Source organism: Cupriavidus sp. FW305-26 (assembly GCF_058787975.1).
In genome coordinates, this window is the sequence record NZ_JBYTAH010000027.1 from 36,717 (window position 1) to 57,427 (window position 20,711).

Genomic DNA, 20,711 nt, shown 5'->3' on the forward strand with positions numbered 1-20,711 from the left:
TTGACGCCGGCCATCGCCTACCCGAGAACAAACGGGCATGCTTGCCTGAAGATGGGAGCGTCGTCGCACTCACTTGCATCCAGATCGCGTTGCGGCAATTGCCTTATGTCCATCGTTGTCGCCCTTTCATGCCCGACCGGTGCCGGCGTGCGGCGCGCGCAAGGCACGCCGCAGCCAGAGTGCCGAGAGCGCCAGGAAGTAAATCGCGCAAGCAAGGGAGCGCCAGTCGGGCGCGCCGCTGTACAGCAGTAACGACGGCAGCGCCAAGGCGCAGAAGATGAGGATCCGCCTCGTATCGTGCGCCACCATTGCCCTGAGACCTACCCCTACTCGCGACATGAACAAGGCCAGCATCCAGAGATAGGCCAAGGCGCTTACCACCGAGAACGCGGCGATGCTTTGATCCGCCGGAACGCTGAATCCGTAACACGCCGCCAGCGTGGCCAGACGAACTGCGAAGGTGCTGAACTGCGCGGTCAGCTCCAGCTTCTGCAGTTCCATCACATCAGGCAGGCACGACAGCGGGGAAAACTGGAACTGAAAATAGATCCAGGGTGCCATCCAGCGCGCATAGTGGCCGGCCATGCGCCACCGTTCACCGAACACGGTGCCGAACAGGTCCGGTCCGGCGCAGATGAGCAGCACCAGCGCCGGGACACCGGCGTTGGCCAGCTTCCGGCGCAGTTCCTCGGCCACCTCCGGCAGGCGGCCTGCCCGCCTGGCGGCCGGGGCCTGGGCGAAGAAGACGCTGCCGATAGCGGCGCCGATCAGCGTGATCGGCGCTGACACCATGCGCAGTGCAAAGGCAAAGTGGCCCACCACGGCAGCACCGAACAATGCCGAGAAGATCAACGGGACCAGGTGTAGGCCCGCCACATTGAATACGGCCGTCCAGGTGGAATACAGCGGAAAGTCCTTGTAGCGGCGAGCCAGGGCAATGATTCGGACCAGCCTGATATTGCGGCCCTGCCTGCGCCGGACTTCCCTTATCAGGAAGAACAGTCCGCCGGTGCCATTGCCGATCACCGTTCCGCCCATCAAGGCAAGGACGCCGAGTCCGTGGCCGCCCAGCTGAACCAGATTCCCGATCAAGGACCGCAGCAGCCTGGTCTGCGCCAGCTGGCCGAAGTACTGCATCCTGACCATCCATCTCTCAATCACAGTGTAGAGGCCGGCCGAAGCAACGCCGAAGGGAAGCAGCCAGAGAACGTTGGTGTCGATCGACCAATTCAGGGCCAGGATCAGCGCATCGCCGAACCACAGCACGCCGAGCCCGCATAGCGCGGTAGTCGACGCAACGCATAGCAGGCACAACACCACCAGGTTCTCGGCATCGCGATCGTTGGCGGGTAGCGCGATCGACAAGTCGTAGCGCAGGCAGGCAACAACGCCGAAGAATGCCAGCAGGGCCGTGAAGACCGCCGCGGCGCCGAAATCCTGCGGTGCATAAAGGCGCGTCAGAATCGGCGCTGCCGCAAGGGTGAGTATCTGCGCGGTGGCCTGCCCGCCGACCAGCAGGCCAACGCTCCTGCCCACGCGCGGCTTCGCCGCCGCGTTGGGCTCAGTGGCAAGCGTTTGTTTGTTCAAGGCAAAACTCGCTCCGGCTGGCACATGACATGTTGGAGAATCGCCGAACAGATGGCCTGCTGGCTCGTCATGTCGAGGTAAGGATGCATCGGCAGGCTCAACACCTGCCGCGCCAATGCGTCGCCGATCGGCAGGCGGGCATGGGGAGTGGCCACCGCGGGCTGTCGGTTCAGCGGCAGCGGATAGTGCACGACGGTGGGGATCCCGGCGGCCCTCAGCCGGTCCTGCAAGGTTTCGCGATCGGGCACCCGGATCGTGTACTGCGCATACACGCTGATGTTGTGTGGTTCGATATGCGGCGTGGCCTCGATTCCCCCGCGGCGGAACAGCTCTCCGTACCGCGCCGCCACTTGCTGGCGCATCGCCACCTCCTCATCGAAGATTGACAGCTTCGCCAGCAGGATGGCCGCCTGCAATGTATCCAGGCGGCTGTTCACGCCAACGCGGACATGGTGGTAGCGCCGCTCCTGGCCGTGATGGGCGATCTGGCGTATCCGCTTGCCCAGCTCGTGGTCGTTGGTAAAGATCGCCCCGCCGTCGCCATAGCAGCCCAGCGGCTTGCTGGGAAAGAAGCTGGTACAGGCTATCGTGGACAGATTGCAGCTGCTGCGGCCTTTGTAGGAGGCGCCGAAGCTCTGCGCGGCATCCTCGATGACCGGTACGCCGTGGCGCGCGGCAATGGCATTGATGGGGTCGAAATCGGCGCATTGGCCATACAGGCTGACCGGGACGATGGCCCTGGTGCGTGGCGTAATAGCGGCTTCAAGTGCCGCCGGGTCCAGGTTACAGGTGCGCGGATCCACGTCTACATAGATCGGCTTTGCTCCCAGCAGCGCGACGGTTTCAGCGGTGGCAATATAGGTAAAGCCCGGCATGATGACTTCATCGCCGGCGCCGATCCCTAGCGCCATCTGGGCGATCTGCAGCGCATCCGTACCGTTGGCGCAACTGATGCAATACCTGGCGCCGGTATAGTCCGCCAGCCGCTGCTCCAGTTCCTCGACCTCCGGACCCAGGATGTATTGACCGTGCGCCAGCACCCGCTGGATGCCGGCGTCAATCCTGTACTTGATGCGGGCTTGCTGGGTTTTGAGGTCGATGAACTCGATCATTGCTGATCTCCTCTGCAGACGGCATTCGGGCAAGCCTGGCCACTGTCCCAGGCACCTCAGGCACCTCAGGCACCTCAGGCGGCAGCCTTGCGCAGCTTGGCGCCATCCAGGACGTAGCGTTGCCCGCTGTTCGGGCAGACGGCCTCACCCTCACCACGCACCGGCAGGTCGAGCTGCTCGCCGAATTCGCTCATCCAGCCGATCTGACGTGCCGGCACGCCGACCATCAGCGCGTAGGCGGGCACGTCCTTGTTGATGACAGCGCCGGCGCCGACGAAGGCATATTCGCCAATCGCCACGCCGCAGACGATGGTGCAGTTGGCGCCCAGCGTTGCGCCCCGCTTCACCAGAGTGTCGCGGTACTCGCCCTTGCGCTCGATCAGCGAGCGAGGGTTATATACATTGGTGAACACCATGCTTGGACCGCAAAAGACGCCATCTTCCAGCGTGACGTTGTCGTAGACGGAGACGTTGTTCTGCACCTTGACGTGGTCGCCGATGACGACACGGTTGCCAACGAACACGTTCTGGCCGAGCGAGCACTGCCTGCCGATGCGCGCGCCGGCGCAAACATGCGCAAAATGCCAGACGCGCGATCCGTCTCCGATCTGTGCGCCCTCATCGATGACGGCAGATGGATGTATCTGGTAGGTCATTAGAGCCTCAGGCAAGAAGTTGCTGCAGGAAAGGATGGGCTTCGCCGTCGCGGGGCGCTGCCGGGCGTGCCGAGCGGATCGCATTGACAGTTTCAATGCAGTGGCGCGCGTCATCCAGGCCGTAGCCCCGGCCCGCAAGTACCTCCCGGTAGCTGACGGTGTGCAGGTCGGTGAAGCCTTCCGAGAACTCGATCTCCGCGCCGTCCACGGTGATCGAGCGATAGGTCGGCTTCCTGCCTTTCACCGCCGCGGGCAAGTCGCCGGCATCGACCGACAGGAACCAGCGCACACGCGCATTCTCGTACTCGAGGTAGCCGGCCGCCTTGTTGTCCGTGCTGTGGTGCACGACATTGTGCTGCACCCTCCCGAAGATGAAGTGCAACATGTCGTAGAAGTGCACGCCGATGTTTGTGGCCAGGCCGAAGGATTTGCGCGTGTCGCCCTTCCAGCTCTCCATATACCACTTGCCGCGCGAGGTAATGTAGGTCAGCTCGACCTCGTGCTTGTGCCCGTTGCGCTCACGGCCGACCTTGTCCTTGAGGTCGAGGATGGCCTGGTGGTGGCGCAGCTGCAGGATGTTGAACACGCGCCGACCGGTCTCTCGCTCGACCAGGGCAAGCTCATCGAGCAACTCGGGCGTCGGTACCAGCGGCTTTTCGCAGATCACGTCACATCCCAGGCGCAAGCCGGCTGAGATATGAGACTGGTGCAGGTAGTTCGGCGAGCAGATGGCGACGTAGTCCAGCGCCGCGCCGGGCTGGCGACGCAGTCGCCAGGCATGGTCATAGAAGCGCTCGAACTCGGTGAAAAACTCGCTCTGGGGCGAGATGCTGTCGATGATGCCCACGGAATCATTGATGTCATAGGCCGACACCAGCTGGTTGCCGGTATCCCTGATGGCCGTCATGTGGCGGGGCGCAATGTAGCCGGCCGCGCCGATCAGTGCGAATCGCTTCACGATAGCGCTCCCCGTATGCTCAGGCCTTGACAACATTGGCTTCTGGCGAGCGATACCTGCCGCGGCTGTCGACGAGGAGCTTTGCATGCTGGCGGATCAGAAGATAGTCGAAGCTATCGTGATCGGTGGCCAGCACCACGGCGTCGAAGCCACATAGCGATTCGCCGTCAAGCGGCACGCTCGATAGCTCGAAATGGTGTTCGCGCATCTTCGGAAACACGGGGACATGCGGGTCGCTGTATGCGACCGTCGCGCCCCGAGCGCGGATCAGTTCCATGATCTCGACAGAGGGAGACTCGCGCATGTCATCGACGTTCTTCTTGTAGGCAATGCCCAGCACCAGAACCCGGCAGCCTTTGAGCGCCTTGCCCTGCTGGTTCAGCCCCTCCGTCAGCCGGGCGACGACATACTCTGGCATGGCCTTGTTGACTTCGCCCGACAACTCAATGAAGCGGGTATGCAAGCCGTACTCGCGGGCCTTCCAGGTCAGGTAGAAGGGGTCGATGGGAATGCAGTGCCCGCCCAGGCCCGGCCCCGGGTAGTACGCGGTGAAACCGAATGGCTTGGTGGAGGCGGCATCGATGACTTCGAAAATGTCGATCCCCATCCGCGTGGCCACGATCTTCATTTCGTTGACCAGGCCGATGTTCACGGCGCGATGAATGTTCTCAAGCAGCTTGGTCATCTCGGCCGCCTTGGTCGAACTGACCGGCACCACACGGTCGATCGCCGCTTCATACAGCGCAATGCCGACCTTGCGGCAGCCCGGCGTCTGTCCGCCGACGATCTTGGGAATGCTGCGGGTTTCAAACTTGCCATTGCCCGGGTCCTCGCGTTCCGGCGAATAGACCAGGAAGATGTTGTTGCCCACCTCCAGCCCGCCTTCCTGCAAGCGCGGCAGCAATTCTTCCTCGGTTGTGCCGGGGTAGGTGGTACTTTCCAGTGATACCACCTGCCCGATGCGCAGGTACTTCTTGATGGCATCCGTCGTATTGATGACAAAGCTCATGTCGGGTTCGCGATGCTTGTTGAGCGGCGTCGGCACGCACAGGATGATTGCATCGCACTCGCCCACGCGCTCGAAATCCGTAGTCGCCTCAAATCCGGTCTCGCGGGCATGGGCAATGCCGCGTGCGGGGATATGCTCGATATAACTCTCGCCGGCATTGAGTTTGTCGACCTTGTTCCCGTCGATATCTATACCCAGCACGCGGAATCCAATCGCACAGTAGCGCAGCATCAAAGGCAGGCCGACATAGCCCAGGCCGACGATGCCGATAATGGACTCCCGGTTCTTGATCCGGTCGATGAGGTCTTTGGCGATTGGGCTCGGCATGGTGGAATCTGCTTCGTTGTGGTGAATCGAAGAGGACGATAAGGTCGGACCGGCGACGAGATGACAGAGCTGGGCGGATGACCCGTGTTATCGATTGTAGGAGTCCGTATATCTCCAGACGGGTGAAGACTGTTGTGACCCACACATATGCGGGCAATTACATGAACCATTTCCTGTCGCTAATTCCGGCGTGCCCAGATGTCGCTGCCAACACTAATGGAATCGAAGTCGAAAGCGACATCGTTCTGACGGCTATCGTCCAATCGATGGAGCCGTGCCGCACCAGACTGCATGCGACGGGCCACTTCCAATCAATGTGCGAAGGCGCACCGATGCCGGCGACATGGCTTTCTAGGATGCGGCTATCGTGGGATGGGTGCTGCGGCGAATGCGTGAGCAGCTTGCATGACGCAATGCGCAGTAAACAAGAGCGCACCAGCGTCAGCGTGTATCCGTACTATCTGGTCAATGAGCAAAGGGGTAGTGCCAGCCATCGTCACAGGAAGGGAACATGAAAGTCGTTAACATGCATGGCAGCGTTCCGGATGCCGGGGACGAGGGGCGCGACCCGCTCGATTTGACCGTCCATGTCGATGTGCTGTTGCGCTACCGCTGGACCTTTCTCGCTGTGGCAGGCATGTTCATCTGTGTCGGAATGCTCTATGCCCTCCTGGCGACGCCTCTCTATCGCACCGACATCCTGGTGCAAGTGGAAGACATCAATGGCGATGCCAGCGCTGGCAGGCTGGCAACCAACATCTCGCCGATATTCGACGCCAAGCTGGTTGCAGCGGCGGAGATTGAACTGCTGCGGTCCCGGATGGTGGTAGGAAAGGCGGTTGACGACCTGCGCCTCGATATCGAGGCCGCAGCACGCTATTTCCCCCTGATCGGCCGGGGCCTCGCAAGCTTCAGTTCCGGCCTGTCCACGCCCGGCCTGTTCGGCTGGGGCGGCTTCGCGTGGGGCAAGGAATCGATCAGCGTGGCCCGGCTCGAAGTACCGCCGCAGATGGAGGGGAGCAAGATCTACCTCACCGCGCTGGGGGGCAACCAGTTCCGTGTCACCTTTGACAGCGACGATACCAAGGTGACGGGCACCGTGGGCTTGCCCCTGACGATTGCTACGGGACGCGGCACGGTTACCCTGCTGGTCAGCCATCTCGATGGCCGCGCCGGCTGCAAATTTGTGCTGCGCCGCCTGCCACGCGCCACCGCCATTGCCAGGCTGCAAGAACAGTTGATGATCTCTGAGCGCGGAAAGGAGAGCGGCGTGATCGGCGTATCGTTGAATGGCAATTCGCCGACGATGATCGCGGCCATCCTCAATGAGATCGCCGGTGCGTACGTCGACCAGAACGTTCGCCGCAAAGCCGCCGAAGCGGAGAAGTCACTCGCCTTCCTGGAGCAGCAATTGCCGCAGCTTCGAGAGCAGGTGGAGGAAGCCGAAACCCGCTACAACGCGATGCGTAGCCAGCGCGGCACGATCGACCTGGGCGAGGAATCCAAGCTGGTCCTGGTTCAGTCGATGCAGATCCAGACCAGGCTGCAGGAGCTGCACCGGCAGCGCCAGGAGCTGGCCACGCGCTTTACCAACGGCCACCCGGCACTTGAAGCCATCGATGGCCAGATCGGTCGTCTCAACGCACAGATCAATGCCATTGCCGGGCAGATCCAGAAGCTTCCCGACGTCGAGCAGCACGTGCTGCGCCTCATGCGCGATGTCAAGGTCAGCACTGAAATGCTGCAGTCCCTGCTCAATGACATCCAGCACCTCAAGCTGATCAAGGCCAGCAAGGTCGGTACCGCACGCCTGGTCGATCCCGCCGGCGTGCCGGTCAAGCCGGAGAGTCCCAACCGCCCACTGATCACCGGCCTATCCATAGTACTCGGCCTCTTTGCGGGTCTACTGGTGATCATTGCGCGCCACTCGCTGGATGGCGGCGTCAACGACGCCGACGAGGTCGAGCGACAGACTGGCATGACCGTCTATTCGACCATTCCCTTCAGCGCACAGCAGGCACAGGTGCAGTCGGCGGGCATGGAGGATGCGGGCCTGCTGGCGCGCGTGATGCCTAAGGATCCTGCCATGGAGAGCCTGCGCATTTTCCGCACCGTACTGCAGTCCGCGCTGGCAGGCAGCGACAACCGTGTCGTTGTGATCAGCAGCCCGTCGCCGGGCGTCGGCAAGTCCTTCATCTGTGCCAACCTAGCCGCCATTGCCGCCAGCGGTTGCCGCGTGGTGCTGATCGACGCCGACCTGCGCCGCGGTGGCCTGCACCATTGCTTCGGCGTGCAGCGCAGCCCCGGTCTGGCCGACGTGCTGATGGGCATGCCGCCGGACCGGGCGTTGCGGCGTCAGGTGGTGAAGGGCCTTGATTTCATCGCGACCGGTATGGAAGCACCGCACGCGGCCGACATGCTGCAGAGCGCGGGCATGGGCGCCCTGCTCGATGCACTGAGGTCGCGCTATGACTTGGTTGTGATCGATACGCCACCGGTACTGGCTGCTGCCGACGCCGGCATTCTCGCCGGCAAGGCAGACGCGGTGTTTCTGGTGGCGCGCGCGGAAATGACAACCGCGGGCGAGCTGCGGGCCTCCCAACAGGCGATCCGCCGGGCGGGTGCCGAGGTCGAGGGCGTGCTGTTCAACGGTCTCCACGTCCAGGGCCGCTGGTATCGCTCGCACAATCACTACGGCAAGTACCGCTATCTCAACGAGTACCGCTGCGCGGCGAAGCAGGCCTGAGCGCGGCACGTGGGGCACCCGGCGTCAGGTAGCGCGACTTTTTGCCAATCCGTCTCCTGGCGGCCACGAGTTCTGCGCAACGGTTCTGGCTGTTATTTTGCCTGGCGAAATACACCGCGAGCCATATGTAATGCTGCGAACAACCGGTTTGAGATGTTGGAGAACGTGCGTTGCTGTCCTCCGCAGCTTCTTCTCACCGATTCAACAGACTGAATCATGCTGCCCTCGAAATCAAGGCAGTTTAATTTCAACTCGTTCCGGGTATATTGAATGGCATCCCAGATTAGTTTTATTCCGGCACCGCTTGTGCGCAGCTTCGGGTCCTCGCCGACCATGTGGACATAAGAGGACTTCTGGTCCCACGTTAAATAAAGCGCGGAATGTATCTGGTTGTCATCGTCGACGGCCGTGAAAATCTTTCTTGCATTTCTTTCCAGCAAGGCTTGGTCGTGTCTTTCTATAAAGCCAAAGGAATATGGCATTTTCATGCCCTGGCGATCAAAGGTCTTTTTGTTGATGGCGTAGAATTCTGATACATCATTGGTGAAGCGTGTTTTGACAATTTTCTCTGCTTTGCGAATCTTGTTGCGCGCGGCGCTGTTGAACCGGCTGAAGACACCGTCCAGATCGGCGATGTCATCGATAACGTAAGTGTAACGTACAGCCTCGGAAAATCCTTTCCAATAGAATGGCAATAGATTTCTGAGGGAATGATGAATATTGAAGCTAACGACATGTGATTTTGGGAGCAGTGCCACGATTTCCCTGACTGCCTCCATTTCAAAATCAATGCGATTGTGCTCGGATATATTCGACGGATAATTTAGCCAGAGCTGAAAGCTTTGCGTCAACTTTGGCATCCTTTGAATTATGAGTGGCCCCCTGCGTTCGGTGTAGTAAGGGAGTGCGGCAATTGGCTTGTTATTCTTCATGACAATCGCCGCGTCCCATTCGCCATTCTGGCAGACTGAGTCAAGCCACCAGTCTTTGGATGAGATCGCTATCTGCGGATTTTCCGAGCATATGGTGCGATATGCCTTCCTGGTCTCGCTTTCAGCGGTGATAGCTGGCACGGGCTTGGTTTGGCTCATGATTCCTCACAACGCTCCATAGTTGGTTTCTCAGAAACACTCGCCTTGAGATATTGCCCCTGGCGGCCCCAGCATTTGCCTGCGAGGCCTTCCTTTTTTCGTTAAAGGAATTATTCCCGCGTGGTAGTGCGGTCGCAACGGGCCCGCGTGTGTCAGCGAACGCAGGATTGGCTCGCACTGGCTCATGCCGGTCGGCTTCAGCTCGCCTTGCTTGAATTCGACAGTGTTGCGAGTTGCGGGTCGGTGCCGATCTCCGGGGGCGGCTGCTGGCGCGATGCAACCCCGCGCAGTGCATGCTGCAACGGCTGGCTCGGCTCCCGCTGCGAGGGCGCCGCCACCTTACGGCCCGGCGACTCCAGTGAGCTGTACGGCGCGTACTCGACTACCAGGCTCTGAATGACGGTCTGGATCTCGAGTTCGTCACGGGTATCGCAGGCGGCAAAGAGGCGCTCAAGCATCTCGTGCAACTCTGCCTCCGCGATGAGCGGTTCGTTCGAGCACAAGATGCGCTCATGCTCGCTGGCCGTCACCTCACCACCGATGAGGAGCTCTTCAAACAGCTTCTCTCCCGGGCGCAGCCCCACGACCTTGATCTCGATGTCCCCGGCGGGGTTCTTGCGCGTCTTTTCCGTCAGGCCGGACATCTCGATCATCGTGCGGGCCAGGTCGATGATGCGGACGGGCTTGCCCATGTCCAGCACGAAGACTTCCCCACCTTTGGCCATCGCGCCGGCCTGGATCACCAACTGGGCTGCTTCGGGGATCAGCATGAAGAAGCGGATGACGTCCGGATGCGTGATCGTGACGGGCCCGCCCTCACGGATCTGTTTGCGGAACAGTGGTACCACGGACCCGGATGAGCCCAGTACATTGCCGAAGCGCACCATCGCGAACGTTGTCCGCGTGTTGGGGCGCGTGGCTGCGGCTTGGAAAACGAGTTCCGCAATGCGCTTGCTGGCGCCCATCACGTTGGTGGGCCGTACCGCCTTGTCGGTGGAAACCAGCACGCAGGTCTGAACGCCGAAATGGTCTGCCAGATCGGCAATGGTCAGGGAGCCCAGCACATTGTTGCGGATCCCTTCGGGCATGTTCTTTTCGACCAGCGGCACATGCTTGTAGGCGGCGGCGTGATAGATGGTGTCGACCTGCTGGCCGCGCAGTGCGGCTGACACGGCAGTGGCGTCGCACACAGAGCCGATCCGCGCCGTGATCTGCAGGTCAGGGTAGCGCTGGCGCAGTTCCTGTTCGATCGCGTAGAGGGCATATTCGGAGTGGTCGAAGAGAATTAGGCGCTGGGGTTCCTGCGAAGCGATCTGACGGCACAGCTCCCTGCCGATGGAGCCACCCGCACCGGTCACCATGACCGTCTTGCGTTGCGTGCATTTGGCGAACAGGTCTACCCGTGGCGGGACGATGTCACGGCCCAGCAAGTCTTCCACGCTGATATCCCGAATCGATTGCACGGTGATCTTGCGATCCACAAGCTCGAGAAGAGAGGGCAACGTGCGCACGCTGACCGAATAGCGGTGCAGCTTGTCGACGATCTGGCGGCGGCGCTCGATTGGCAGGGACGGAACGGCCAGTACGACTTCATTGATGGCGTGCCGCTGGATCTCCTTGCGCACGTGGTTGCTGTGATGGACTGGAAGGTCGGCAACGACCTTGCCCTCCAGCGCGAAGTCATCGTCGAAGAAGCAGACGGCCTTGTGGCCCAGGCTGGCGCGCATGGCGATGGCGAGCTGGAAGCCGGCCTCGCCGGCGCCGAATATCCCCACGCGCAAGCTGGCGCGCTCGTTGCGGGCCTGCAGGCTCTGCCGCGTGCGCGTCAGCAAGGCGCGCGCCACGAAGCGCGAGATCACGACATAGGAAAAGGCGATGAACCAGTAGATCAGCAGGCCGGTGCGAGGCAGCCGGTCGAGGTGCATGAGGAACGACAGCGCATAGGTGAGTCCGACGATGCCGGCCAGGCTGGTGCCGGTGGTCCAAAGGACTTTCAGGTCGAAATACCGGACGACGGTCCGATACAGTCCGCTGAGCGAAAACACGGGAATCGTGCAGGCGGCAATGATCAGCGGCGGCGTGATGCCGTACTGTGCCAGCAACTCGAAGTTGCCGGCGCGCAGGAATAGTGCGAAAGCAAAGCACAGCGGCAGCGCAAGCAGGTCCGCCGCAATCATCAGCGCGACTTTGCGACGTCTTGGCAGGGCAATCAGCCAGCGCGAGAGCGGTTTGGTCATTGGCCGGAACCTCCGCGCACCAGAACGGGCAGGGGCCTGGCGGCGACCAGGCTGCGATAGGGACGCCCCATTTGCGGGGCGGACAAAGAAGGTTGCGCACGGTTATGCATTGTCTTAAGGCTTCTTCTATGGGCAGCTCCACCGGCTGGTGGCCTCTGGAAGGGACATGCCCTTTCAGAGGCTTCCGATTTGCCCGTTTACCCGTCAGCGACTGGGTGCTTTCGACACCATTCCCGACTGAAACAATTATTGTTGTTGGTGCGTCCCTGGCAACGCAGCAACGTGGGTTTGCGTACGCAGCGGCAGGTGGCGCAAAGGGCGTGGCGCCCGCCGCGCCCTTTGCGCCTTAGTTGAGTGATCCAGGCCACATGGCGGCCTTCACCTGCCCATGCAAGTCTGGTTAGATGGATGCGTTCCCGGTACCCGGTCGGGTTCGTGCAGGGCACCCGCTCCGACTTTCATTACTGAGGTGGACCACCATGCTGGATACCAGTTTTTCTCCCTGGCCAAGTTTCACTGCCGACGAGGCGGCTGCCGTGCAGAAGGTGCTGCTGTCGAACCGGGTGAACTACTGGACCGGCTCTGAATGCCGGAAGTTCGAGGAGGAATTCGCCAGGTGGGCCGGGACGCCCTATGCGATCGCGCTGGCAAACGGGACACTTGCGCTCGATGTCGCGCTGAAGGCGCTGGACATTGGCCTTGGCGACGAGGTCGTGGTGACGCCGCGAACGTTCATCGCCAGCATTTCAAGCGTGGTGAATGCGGGAGCAAAGCCGGTATTTGCAGACGTCGATCTTGCGAGCGGCAATCTTTCGGCGGCGACGATCAGCAAGGTTCTGACGCCAAGGACGCGAGCCGTCATATGCGTGCACCTTGCCGGCATACCCTGCGACATGGACCCGATCATGGCGCTGGCGCGCGAGCACGGCATCAAGGTGATCGAGGATTGTGCCCAGGCACATGGTGCGCGCTACAAAGGGCGTTCGGTCGGCTCGATCGGGGACGTGGGTGCATGGTCCTTCTGCCAGGACAAGATTATGACCACCGGCGGCGAGGGCGGCATGGTGACGACCAGCGCGAGGGACCTCTGGCTGCGCATGTGGTCGTACAAGGACCATGGCAAGAGCTGGGACGCTGTCTATGAGCGTCAGCACCCCCCGGGATTCCGGTGGTTGCACGAATCCTTCGGCACGAACTGGCGCATGATAGAAATGCAGGCGGTGATCGGGCGCATCCAGCTTGCGCGCATGAAGCAATGGACAGCGCAGCGCACTGCCAATGCGGAGGTCATTGCCGGCGCGCTTCGGCAATGTGCTGCGGTCTGGTTGCCCGCCTGCCCACCGGATGCACAATCAGCCTGGTACAAGTTCTATGCATTCGTCCGCCCGGAATGGCTAAGGGATGGCTGGAGCCGTGACCGCATCGTGGCCGAGATCCAGGCAGGCGGCGTGCCCTGCTATGCGGGCGGCTGCTCGGAGGCTTATCTCGAGAAGGCGTTCGATTACACGGGCTGGCGCCCGCCGCACCGGTTGCCCAACGCCAGGCTGCTGGGTGAAAACAGCCTGATGCTGCTGGTGCATCCCACCCTGACCGACGCCGAGATTGCCCTGACTGCGCAGGTGCTGCGCGAGGTCATGCTTCGTGCAACGCTGCCGACCGGTGCCGGGCGGGACGCCGACGGCGGGGTGATGCCCGGCCTGGCGCAGGACTGCGCGGGCGCCATGCGGCGATGATGCACTGGCCGTCGCTGATCCAGCTTGGCACCATTACCTTGCTGGTGCCCGTTGCGCTGGTCATTGCGCTAGCGCTGTCCGTGGGGGGCGCATGGCGCAGCGCGCTGCGATGGCTGGTGTCGTTCAGCCTTGGCTCCGCGCTGGTGGGGGCTGCCAAGTTCGCGTTTGATTACGGCGGCTGGTACCTGCCGCAGCTCGGCCTGTACAGTGTCAGCGGCCACGCCATGCTGACCGCGGCGACGTATCCGGTGCTGCTGATGCTGCTGGGTTCGGCGCTGAGCCCGCGCGTGGCACGCATCGGCTGGTTTGCGGGACTGGCGCTGGGGCTCGCGATGGCGGTGAAACTGGTGTCCGGCAATTACCACACGCTGTCCGAGACCTTGCTGGGTGGTGCGGTGGGGCTGGTGGTTGCGTGGCTGAATGCGGGCATCCGTATCCGCGGGCCGGCGCCGCAGATCGTGCTGGTGGCTGCGCTTGGCATCGGCGCCTTCGTCTTTGTCAATGTGCGCGGGTTGCTGTACCCGGTCAAGGCCGCAATGTGGGAGCACGCGGCACCGTGGCAGGACGGCACAGTGCGGCATTACCGGCAGATCGACGCCGATCCGGTGACGGGCGAGACCCGCATCACCGTGCGCAAGCGGTCGTGCCTGTCGAAGCGGGGCCGGCAGGCGCCGCGTTTACTCACACCATCGAAAACAGGAACATCTACCCGGACACCAAGCTTGCTCTCGACGCAAACTACATGATTGGGCACTCTCATCATCAGTTTAAAAACAGAAAATGGCAGTTTTATTCCTAACAACAGCGGTGATGTGGGGCAGAACAGGTTGCACATTAGTATCATTAATTATCTGGTATTTTGCACCGACGAAAATCAGGTAGAGATGAGGTAGGCCGCATATGCAAGGGGCCGTATCGGGCTGGCGCCTGCCGTGCCCGGGGCAGAACGCCGCGCCGGCCGTTTGGCAGGCCGCTGACCGCCTCGCGCCGTGCGGGGTTGCCTCCGCGGAAGCGCACGCTGCGTGTCGTGCATTCGTCTACCCTGAACCATTCCAGCGCGGCGCTGGCCGCCTCACCCCTCGAGTAGGTGCGCCGCCGCGCACGCGTGGGCGGGCAGCGCAGAAATGGGTACGCTCCCCGGGCCTGTGCGCTTGTCAGTCGCGCGGCAGCGGTGCGCCGAGACCGGCGGCACCCTGGCGCCCGGCGGCTCGCGGGCCGCGCAGCAGCTGCCACAGGCAAGTCGCCGTGTCATAGAAGGTGCCGGCGCCGCGCAGACCCGCTGCGCGCAGATGGTGCGCAAGGTCGTGCGGCAGGGCCAACAGCAGGAACACTGCCGTCTTCAGTGGGTGCTGCGGGCCATGGTCATAGCGCCGGCAGGCCACATACAGTCGTGAGGCGTCGCTGGCGGAGCATGGCCGGTCGGCCGACACCGACGGCAAGCGCTGGTTGACTGCGCTCGGGACCATCTCGATGCGGTAGCCGAATTCCTGCACCGCGCGTCCGGCCAGTTCCAGGTCGTCGTAGCCGACGGCAAGGTGCTCGTCGAACGACAGGTTCTCGAACAGCTCGCGCGGGAACACCGCGCTGTGCAACAGCACCGAGCACAGGCGCTCGCCGCGGCGGTAGTCCAGCGTCGGGTGGCCCAGGAACGCCGGCTTGCGCGGAACGCCGCGCCGCCCCTGGCAGACCTCGGTCCCGGTCAGGATGAGCGGCGTCGCGCAGCCGGCCGTGGCCCGCCGGAGATGGTCGTCGGCAACGGACTCGGTCATCTGCTGCAGGAAGGTTGCGCCCAGCAGCGTCTGGTCATCCAGGAACAGTACGTGCGAGCCGGTGGCCGCGCGCAGGGCGCGGTTGCGGTTGGCGGCCCTGGAGCGGCGCGGGCCTTCCAGATAGGTGATGTCCGGATAGTCCCGGCGCATCATCTCGCGCGTGTCGTAGCCGCTGCTGTCATCCGTGACGATGAGCTGGTGCGCCGGCATGGTGGAATCAGCGACCGATTGCAGCGTGTGCCGCAGCTGCTCGGGATGGTCGCACGTGTAGATGCACACCGAAACGGTGGGCAGGAACGAGCTTGCCGGCATGGTGACCCCTCCAATGTTCGGCAGATGGCAGACACCTGCGCCGGCCCGTCTGGTGCGGGCGCGGCGCAAGGTCCTGAACTACAGCACCGGGCTGGCGGCCTGGAGCGCGGCTTCGCCGGTGCGGGACGCAACCACAGGGCGCGCGGTGCTGCCGCGCGTGAAGCGTTCATCGCCGCTGACCCACTCGAGCGTCGCGCCACGTTGCAGGGCGGCATAGACGGCCTCGCCCTTGTTGCGTACCTTCAGGCGCTGGTACAGCGTGCAGGCGTGACTCTTGACAGTTGCCACCGAGATATTGAGCATGCGGCTGACGGTCTTGATCGGGTAGCCGCGTGCCAGCAGCACCAGCACCTCGTACTGGCGCGGCGTGATCTTCAGCATTTCGGCTTCGTCGTAGCTGGGCTCTTCCTCGACCAGCGGGGCTGCATTGGTGGCAGCCGGGGCCGACAGCGGCTGCCCCGGCCGGAGGCCGGTGAGGTCGCGCACCGCCACGGTGGTGCGTGCGGCACCGGGCGTGCCGGCGCATGCCACCAGCGACAGTTGCTCGCCTGTGAGCGCGTGCGCAGGGTTCAGCGGAAGCGGCGCGGCCGAGGCCAGCGACTGCACGGCCGGCATGGCCGAACGCGACGCCGACGGCATCGAGCCGGTTTCGGCCGAGAACAGCAGCCCCTGCACGCCTGACACCGCCAGCCGGATGGCCGCCTCGATCACCGCCAGCGAAGCGGATTTCGGCAGGCAGCCGCAGACGCCGCGGGCGCTGTCCGCGTTGGGCACATGCAATGGCAAGATGTCTGCCAGGATCAGGATGCGTTGCGGCGACAGTGCTTCGCGGGCCTGTTCGAGCTGCGGCCAGCCAGACCCCACATCGGCGGGCATGCCGAATACGAGCAGGTCTGCGTTGTGGTGCCGGGTGTCCAGCCTGGCGATGTCCGCGGGCGCAATGGCGGCAACCTGGGCAGACTCCTGGATGTTCTCGAGCATCTGCAACAGCCCGAGCCGGAGCAGTGGATGCTCCTCGATCAGCAACGCGTTCATTGACTTCACTCCCCGTTACTCGGGGGCGGAATGCGGGGCGCTTTGCGTATGGAGGGCATTGCAGGACAGCAGTCACCTGCGGCGACTGGCTGCTTGTCTGACCCCCATGCTTCCATGCTCCGGCAGTCCCGTTTTTCTGGATGGAACTTGTCGGTGGCTGGAAGGTTGACCCGAACCCGAACCCGAAAGATTCTCGCTCCTAAATCGGCTTAAATTCATCTTATGGGCTGGTTGAATGGAATGCAAGCGAGCCGGTCTGGTACGAGTGTGGGTGGGAATGAAAGGACATACATAATCCTTTCAAAAATCATCCGAACGCACCGGTCCAGGTTCCGCAAACGCCGCGCTGATGCGGGGTCCAGGAGGTTTCACGGATGTGACATCGGGATTTAATTTGGTTGCAGCATTGAAACAGATAGCATTATCTGTACCCCCTGAAAGTAGTATTCTTAACCCCATCGTGGGGTATCGGTAATATATCTGCGGCGGATTGCTCCAATCATGAAACGCCGCTTTCATATGTGTTTTCGAAATAGGCCTGCCTGATTTTCAGGCAGGTCGGGCGCATGGCCTAGTGCTTCTGGATGAGAGACGTCTCCCACCTCGGGATGAGCGCTGCGGCGCCGGCTGCACCGACCTGCGCCGGACTTGCCACCGCCTGCCGGGAGGACAGGGTGGCGGGCCCGGGGCCGGCCGGCAGGTTCGTCCGCGCAGGCGTCAGCGGGCCCAGTGGCCGGGACGCATGACCCAGCCGTGCGGACCGCGCACCCAGCGCTCGGGCACATAACGGTAGCCTGGACGCTGCGCCTTCCAGTAGCCGGCGCGCCAGTCGTAGCGCCCGCCGGTGGCGGTCCAGTGGCCCGGCACCCAGACCTGGCCGCGGCGCGCGGCGGGGTGCGGTTCATAGCGCGGCGGCGGGGGCGGACGGTCATAGCCGTGGGCGACCGCCACCGGATGAGCCTCGGCGGGGGCGGTCAGTCCGAAGGTGCCGACCGTGGCGAGGACGGCTGCGGCAATCAGGAGCTGGCGTTTCATGTGGATTCTCCTTGGGGCGGTTGGAAGCGGTTCGAAGCCGCTGGCTCGGTCAATAGCGGTCGTAGTGGTGGTGGCGCGGCGGCGGGCCGCCGCGCGGTGGCACTACGATGCAGGCGGACAGCAGTGCGGCCGTGGTGGACAGCAGCACCAGCAGCGAGAGGGCGCGTTTCATATGGGCTCCTGGCGGGTTCGCGTTGGACATGGCTTCAATGTAGCGAGCCAGCCCCGCTGCGCGTGCTTGCACTTGTAAGGCTGTCTCACAAGGGGTTTTGCAGCGGGCGCAGCCCCGCACCGGGCGCGCGGCATCCCGGAAGCCCTTGCGTATCAAGGCGTTGCGCGCATGGCGGCAGGCCCATGGCGTGGCCTGCGCGTGCCGGGTTGGAGGTAATGTGACGTTACACGGGAAATGATTCTCGCAAGGCAACGGATCCCGGAGCAGGCGCCGCACCCTTTGTGGGCGGCCTGGCCGGGCACGCAGAAACGGGTACGCTGCAACGGTGCGCGATGCCTCGGCATGGCCCGGTTGGGGGCGCACTGGTGGCGTCGCGGCGCCATCACGGTGCGTTCAGTCGCGCAAATCGGTGGGGCGGAAATGGCATGAAGCTTGCGCCATGGGCTATACCAGTCGGAAGTGGCCTCGTGTGCTTGAAGGAGGCGTCATGCCGGTCATGCTCATCGTGCTTGCCCTGCAATGGCTGCAGGGGCTGTCGCCGCCCGCCGCGGCGTTGTTCGCGCTGCCGCAGGAGATGGCGCCCGCGGATGCCGCGGCCATCGTCGAACCCGCGCTGACACGCTGACATGGGCTGACGCCGGGGTGGTATGACTACCCTGCCGCCGTGGCAGTCCGAGTGGTTCCATCCAACCTACCCCTGTCATGGAGTCAGCATGAACCGCAGCGACGTCACCGACCTCATCATCGAAGCCAAGGTCACCCGCGGCATTGCCTGGGCGCAGGTGGCCGAACGCGTCGGCCGCAGCAAGGAATGGACAACCGCGGCGTGCCTGGGGCAGATGGCATTCGACGCCGCCGGCGCGCGCGCGGTGATGGAGCTGTTCGGGCTGCCGCCCGAGGCCGAGCCCTGGCTGCGCGAGGTGCCGTACAAGGGCTCGCTGCCGACGCAGGTGCCGGCCGATCCGCTGATCTACCGCTTCTACGAACTCATCAGCGTGTACGGCACCACGTTCAAGGCGCTGATCCATGAAGAGTTTGGCGACGGCATCATGAGCGCGATCGACTTCCGCATGGACCTGCAGCGCGAGCCCGATCCCAACGGGGACCGGGTGCGCATCGAGATGTCGGGCAAGTTCCTGCCCTACAAGACTTACTGATGGGCGACCGCGCGCACGGGCGGCAGCGCAAGCGACACGCCATAGCGCGCCGGATCGAGGCGCATGGTCAGCACGCCCACCAGCGCGGCGCAGGCCAGGTGGTACCACCAGCCGGCGGCGAAGCCGCCGGTGCGTTCGTGCAGCATGGCGGTGATCCAGGGCGCCAGCGACGCCAGCAGGAAGCCGCCGCCTTGCATCAGGGCGCTCAGCGCGCCGGCGCTGTCGGGGTCCGGCAGGTGGTCCAGTGCCACCACCAGGTATAAGGCAAAGCAGCCACCGAGGCCGGCGCCGCCGATCACGGCCCACGCGTGCGGCGCGGCGTCGGGCCACAGCGCTAGTCCACCGAAGCCCGCCACCTGCATGGCCAGTGCCAGCGCCATCCAGGCGCGGCGGTCCAGGCTGCGCGCGGCCAGCACCGGCAGCAGCAGCGCCGCGGCGGCCTGCGCCACCGCCATCAGCGCCACCAGCGACCCGCTCGCCGAAGCGCTCCAGCCGTGGTCCTGGTAGAACGGTGCGAGCCACGCCACCAGCGACGCATAGCCGCCGTTCATCACGCCAAAGCAGGCCATCAGCAGCCAGGTGCGCGGACGCCGCAACAGCGCGCGCGTTGCCCTCGCCGGGCGGCTTGCCGGCACCGCGGGGCCGCGCGCCGCGGTGCGCGGCAATGCCACCCAGGCCAGCGCCAATGCTGCCAGCGCAGGCACGGCCCACAGCGCCAGCGCATCGCGCCAGCTGCCGGCCAATGCTGTCACGTAGGGCGACAGCTGCGCGCCGAGCGCGCCGCCGCCCATCAGCGCGGCGGAGTACAGCCCCATCACCGGCGCCACGCGCCCCGGGAATTCCTGCTTGACCAGGCCCGGGCAGGCGGCCTGCACCACGGCCACGCCCAGCCCGCACAGCGCGGCCGAGGCGATCAGCCAGGTGCCGTCCGCCACGCCCAGCCGCAGCGCGCAGCCGGCACCGAGCAAGGCCAGCGCGCCCAGCACCGCGGTGCGCGCACCCAGCCGCTCGCGGATGGCCGGCCCGAAGAACGCGCCCGCGCCCATCAGCAGCATCGGCAGCAAGGTCAGCCAGGCCATGCCCTGGTAGCTCAGGCCGGTGCCGCTGCGGATGGCCGGGGCCAGTGGCCCCACCGCGGTCAGGAACGGCCGCAGGTTCAGGCCGATGCCCGCGACCGCGGCCAGCACCAGCCAGCGCGGGGTGGTGCCGCGCGCGCCCTCAGCCACGGGGCGCGCGCGGGCCGTAGAGCTGCGCCGCAGAGAGGTCGACCGCCACCCGCGTGAGCGGCAGCGGCGGCGGGTTCAGCGACAGGCGCAGTGCCTGGTAGGCGGCCTCGCTCGACATGCCGTAGGGCGCGGCATCGTGGTTGTCGAAGGCGTAGTAGACCGCCTGCACGCCGGCCATGGTCATCGCCGCCAGGCACATCGGGCAGGGGTGGCCGCTGGCATAGACCACGCTGCCGCGCAGGTCGGGGCGGCCCAGCTTGCGCGCGGCGGCGCGCACCGCCTCCATCTCGGCATGGGTGGTGGGGTCGTGGCTGTGGACGATGTCGTTGACGCCGGTGGCGACGGCCTCGCCGTCGAGCACCAGCACGGCACCGAAAGGGCGCGCGCCACGGTCACGGTTGGCCGCGGCAAGGCGAACCGCCTCGCGCATGAATTCCTGGTGAGTGGTCATGGTTGGCAAAGAAGTGAGTGCATGCTCGCGAGTCGGGCGGCATGGGTCTTCGTGGGGCTTGCCCGGCAGTTGTGGGACGCGGGCCGGGGCAGCGTGCA

18 protein-coding genes are annotated in these 20,711 nt (G+C 64.0%); 5 read left to right on the forward strand and 13 right to left on the reverse strand.

Annotation, left to right across the window (positions count from 1 at the left end):
• Positions 1 to 126: 126 nt before the first annotated feature.
• From AC3WQZ_RS16440 to wbpA, 5 genes are all read right to left on the reverse strand, one after another.
• The gene (locus AC3WQZ_RS16440; RefSeq protein WP_492300885.1) at positions 127 to 1,611 is read right to left on the reverse strand and encodes a lipopolysaccharide biosynthesis protein; all 1,485 of its coding nucleotides are present in this window, start codon (positions 1,609 to 1,611) and stop codon (positions 127 to 129) included.
• Positions 1,584 to 2,699 (reverse strand): DegT/DnrJ/EryC1/StrS family aminotransferase, encoded by a 1,116-nt coding sequence (locus AC3WQZ_RS16445; RefSeq protein WP_010811118.1) that lies wholly within the window; start codon positions 2,697 to 2,699, stop codon positions 1,584 to 1,586. Before AC3WQZ_RS16445 ends, AC3WQZ_RS16440 begins: the two co-directional genes overlap by 28 nt.
• Positions 2,700 to 2,773: 74 nt before the next feature.
• Positions 2,774 to 3,355, reverse strand: a complete 582-nt coding sequence (gene wbpD, locus AC3WQZ_RS16450; RefSeq protein ID WP_492300887.1) for a UDP-2-acetamido-3-amino-2,3-dideoxy-D-glucuronate N-acetyltransferase — start codon at positions 3,353 to 3,355, stop codon at positions 2,774 to 2,776.
• Positions 3,356 to 3,362: 7 nt separating this feature from the next.
• Positions 3,363 to 4,313, reverse strand: coding sequence for a Gfo/Idh/MocA family protein (locus tag AC3WQZ_RS16455; RefSeq protein WP_010811116.1), 951 nt, complete (start codon positions 4,311 to 4,313; stop codon positions 3,363 to 3,365).
• Positions 4,314 to 4,332: 19 nt separating this feature from the next.
• Entirely contained in the window at positions 4,333 to 5,649 is a 1,317-nt protein-coding gene (wbpA, locus tag AC3WQZ_RS16460; RefSeq protein WP_010811115.1) for a UDP-N-acetyl-D-glucosamine 6-dehydrogenase, read from the reverse strand.
• 511 nt (positions 5,650 to 6,160) lie between these two features.
• Between wbpA and AC3WQZ_RS16465 the strand changes: the two genes are divergently transcribed.
• Positions 6,161 to 8,395, forward strand: coding sequence for a polysaccharide biosynthesis tyrosine autokinase (locus AC3WQZ_RS16465; protein WP_037024992.1), 2,235 nt, complete (start codon positions 6,161 to 6,163; stop codon positions 8,393 to 8,395).
• Between the two features lie 92 nt (positions 8,396 to 8,487).
• Here the strand turns inward: AC3WQZ_RS16465 and AC3WQZ_RS16470 are convergent, their stop codons facing one another.
• The gene (locus tag AC3WQZ_RS16470) at positions 8,488 to 9,486 is read right to left on the reverse strand and encodes a GNAT family N-acetyltransferase (RefSeq protein ID WP_081645147.1); all 999 of its coding nucleotides are present in this window, start codon (positions 9,484 to 9,486) and stop codon (positions 8,488 to 8,490) included.
• A 197-nt stretch (positions 9,487 to 9,683) separates the two neighbouring features.
• Positions 9,684 to 11,723, reverse strand: a complete 2,040-nt coding sequence (locus AC3WQZ_RS16475; protein ID WP_010811112.1) for a polysaccharide biosynthesis protein — start codon at positions 11,721 to 11,723, stop codon at positions 9,684 to 9,686.
• A 479-nt stretch (positions 11,724 to 12,202) separates the two neighbouring features.
• Here AC3WQZ_RS16475 and AC3WQZ_RS16480 point away from each other — a divergent pair, with 479 nt between their 5' ends.
• Both AC3WQZ_RS16480 and AC3WQZ_RS16485 read left to right on the forward strand, forming a co-directional pair.
• On the forward strand, positions 12,203 to 13,456 hold the full coding sequence (locus AC3WQZ_RS16480) for a DegT/DnrJ/EryC1/StrS family aminotransferase (RefSeq protein WP_010811111.1): 1,254 nt from the start codon (positions 12,203 to 12,205) through the stop codon (positions 13,454 to 13,456).
• The gene (locus AC3WQZ_RS16485; RefSeq protein ID WP_010811110.1) at positions 13,453 to 14,202 is read left to right on the forward strand and encodes a membrane-associated phosphatase; all 750 of its coding nucleotides are present in this window, start codon (positions 13,453 to 13,455) and stop codon (positions 14,200 to 14,202) included. The genes AC3WQZ_RS16480 and AC3WQZ_RS16485 overlap by 4 nt, the downstream gene beginning before the upstream one ends.
• A 408-nt stretch (positions 14,203 to 14,610) precedes the next feature.
• Here the strand turns inward: AC3WQZ_RS16485 and AC3WQZ_RS16490 are convergent, their stop codons facing one another.
• The 4 genes from AC3WQZ_RS16490 to AC3WQZ_RS16505 form a co-directional block, all read right to left on the reverse strand.
• Positions 14,611 to 15,537 carry a glycosyltransferase family 2 protein gene (locus tag AC3WQZ_RS16490; protein ID WP_010811109.1) on the reverse strand — a complete coding sequence of 309 codons (927 nt, stop codon included), beginning with the start codon at positions 15,535 to 15,537 and terminating at the stop codon, positions 14,611 to 14,613.
• Positions 15,538 to 15,615: 78 nt separating this feature from the next.
• Positions 15,616 to 16,572: a LuxR C-terminal-related transcriptional regulator gene (locus tag AC3WQZ_RS16495; protein WP_010811108.1), complete on the reverse strand. Its 957-nt coding sequence runs from the start codon at positions 16,570 to 16,572 to the stop codon at positions 15,616 to 15,618.
• A 717-nt stretch (positions 16,573 to 17,289) separates the two neighbouring features.
• Positions 17,290 to 17,607: a YXWGXW repeat-containing protein gene (locus tag AC3WQZ_RS16500; RefSeq protein ID WP_010811107.1), complete on the reverse strand. Its 318-nt coding sequence runs from the start codon at positions 17,605 to 17,607 to the stop codon at positions 17,290 to 17,292.
• A gap of 49 nt (positions 17,608 to 17,656) precedes the next feature.
• The gene (locus tag AC3WQZ_RS16505) at positions 17,657 to 17,779 is read right to left on the reverse strand and encodes a hypothetical protein (protein ID WP_010811106.1); all 123 of its coding nucleotides are present in this window, start codon (positions 17,777 to 17,779) and stop codon (positions 17,657 to 17,659) included.
• A gap of 487 nt (positions 17,780 to 18,266) precedes the next feature.
• On the opposite strand from AC3WQZ_RS16505, the gene AC3WQZ_RS16510 reads away from it, so the two are divergent.
• Positions 18,267 to 18,404 carry a hypothetical protein gene (locus AC3WQZ_RS16510; RefSeq protein ID WP_010811105.1) on the forward strand — a complete coding sequence of 46 codons (138 nt, stop codon included), beginning with the start codon at positions 18,267 to 18,269 and terminating at the stop codon, positions 18,402 to 18,404.
• A gap of 88 nt (positions 18,405 to 18,492) precedes the next feature.
• Positions 18,493 to 18,936 carry a cyanase gene (gene cynS, locus AC3WQZ_RS16515; RefSeq protein ID WP_010811104.1) on the forward strand — a complete coding sequence of 148 codons (444 nt, stop codon included), beginning with the start codon at positions 18,493 to 18,495 and terminating at the stop codon, positions 18,934 to 18,936.
• Here cynS and AC3WQZ_RS16520 read toward each other — a convergent pair.
• A complete protein-coding gene (locus AC3WQZ_RS16520; protein ID WP_010811103.1) occupies positions 18,930 to 20,162 on the reverse strand; it encodes a cyanate transporter in 1,233 nt (410 codons plus the stop codon). The genes cynS and AC3WQZ_RS16520 overlap by 7 nt on opposite strands.
• Positions 20,155 to 20,613 (reverse strand): nucleoside deaminase, encoded by a 459-nt coding sequence (locus AC3WQZ_RS16525; RefSeq protein ID WP_081225744.1) that lies wholly within the window; start codon positions 20,611 to 20,613, stop codon positions 20,155 to 20,157. The genes AC3WQZ_RS16520 and AC3WQZ_RS16525 overlap by 8 nt, the downstream gene beginning before the upstream one ends.
• Between the last annotated feature and the right edge of the window lie 98 nt (positions 20,614 to 20,711).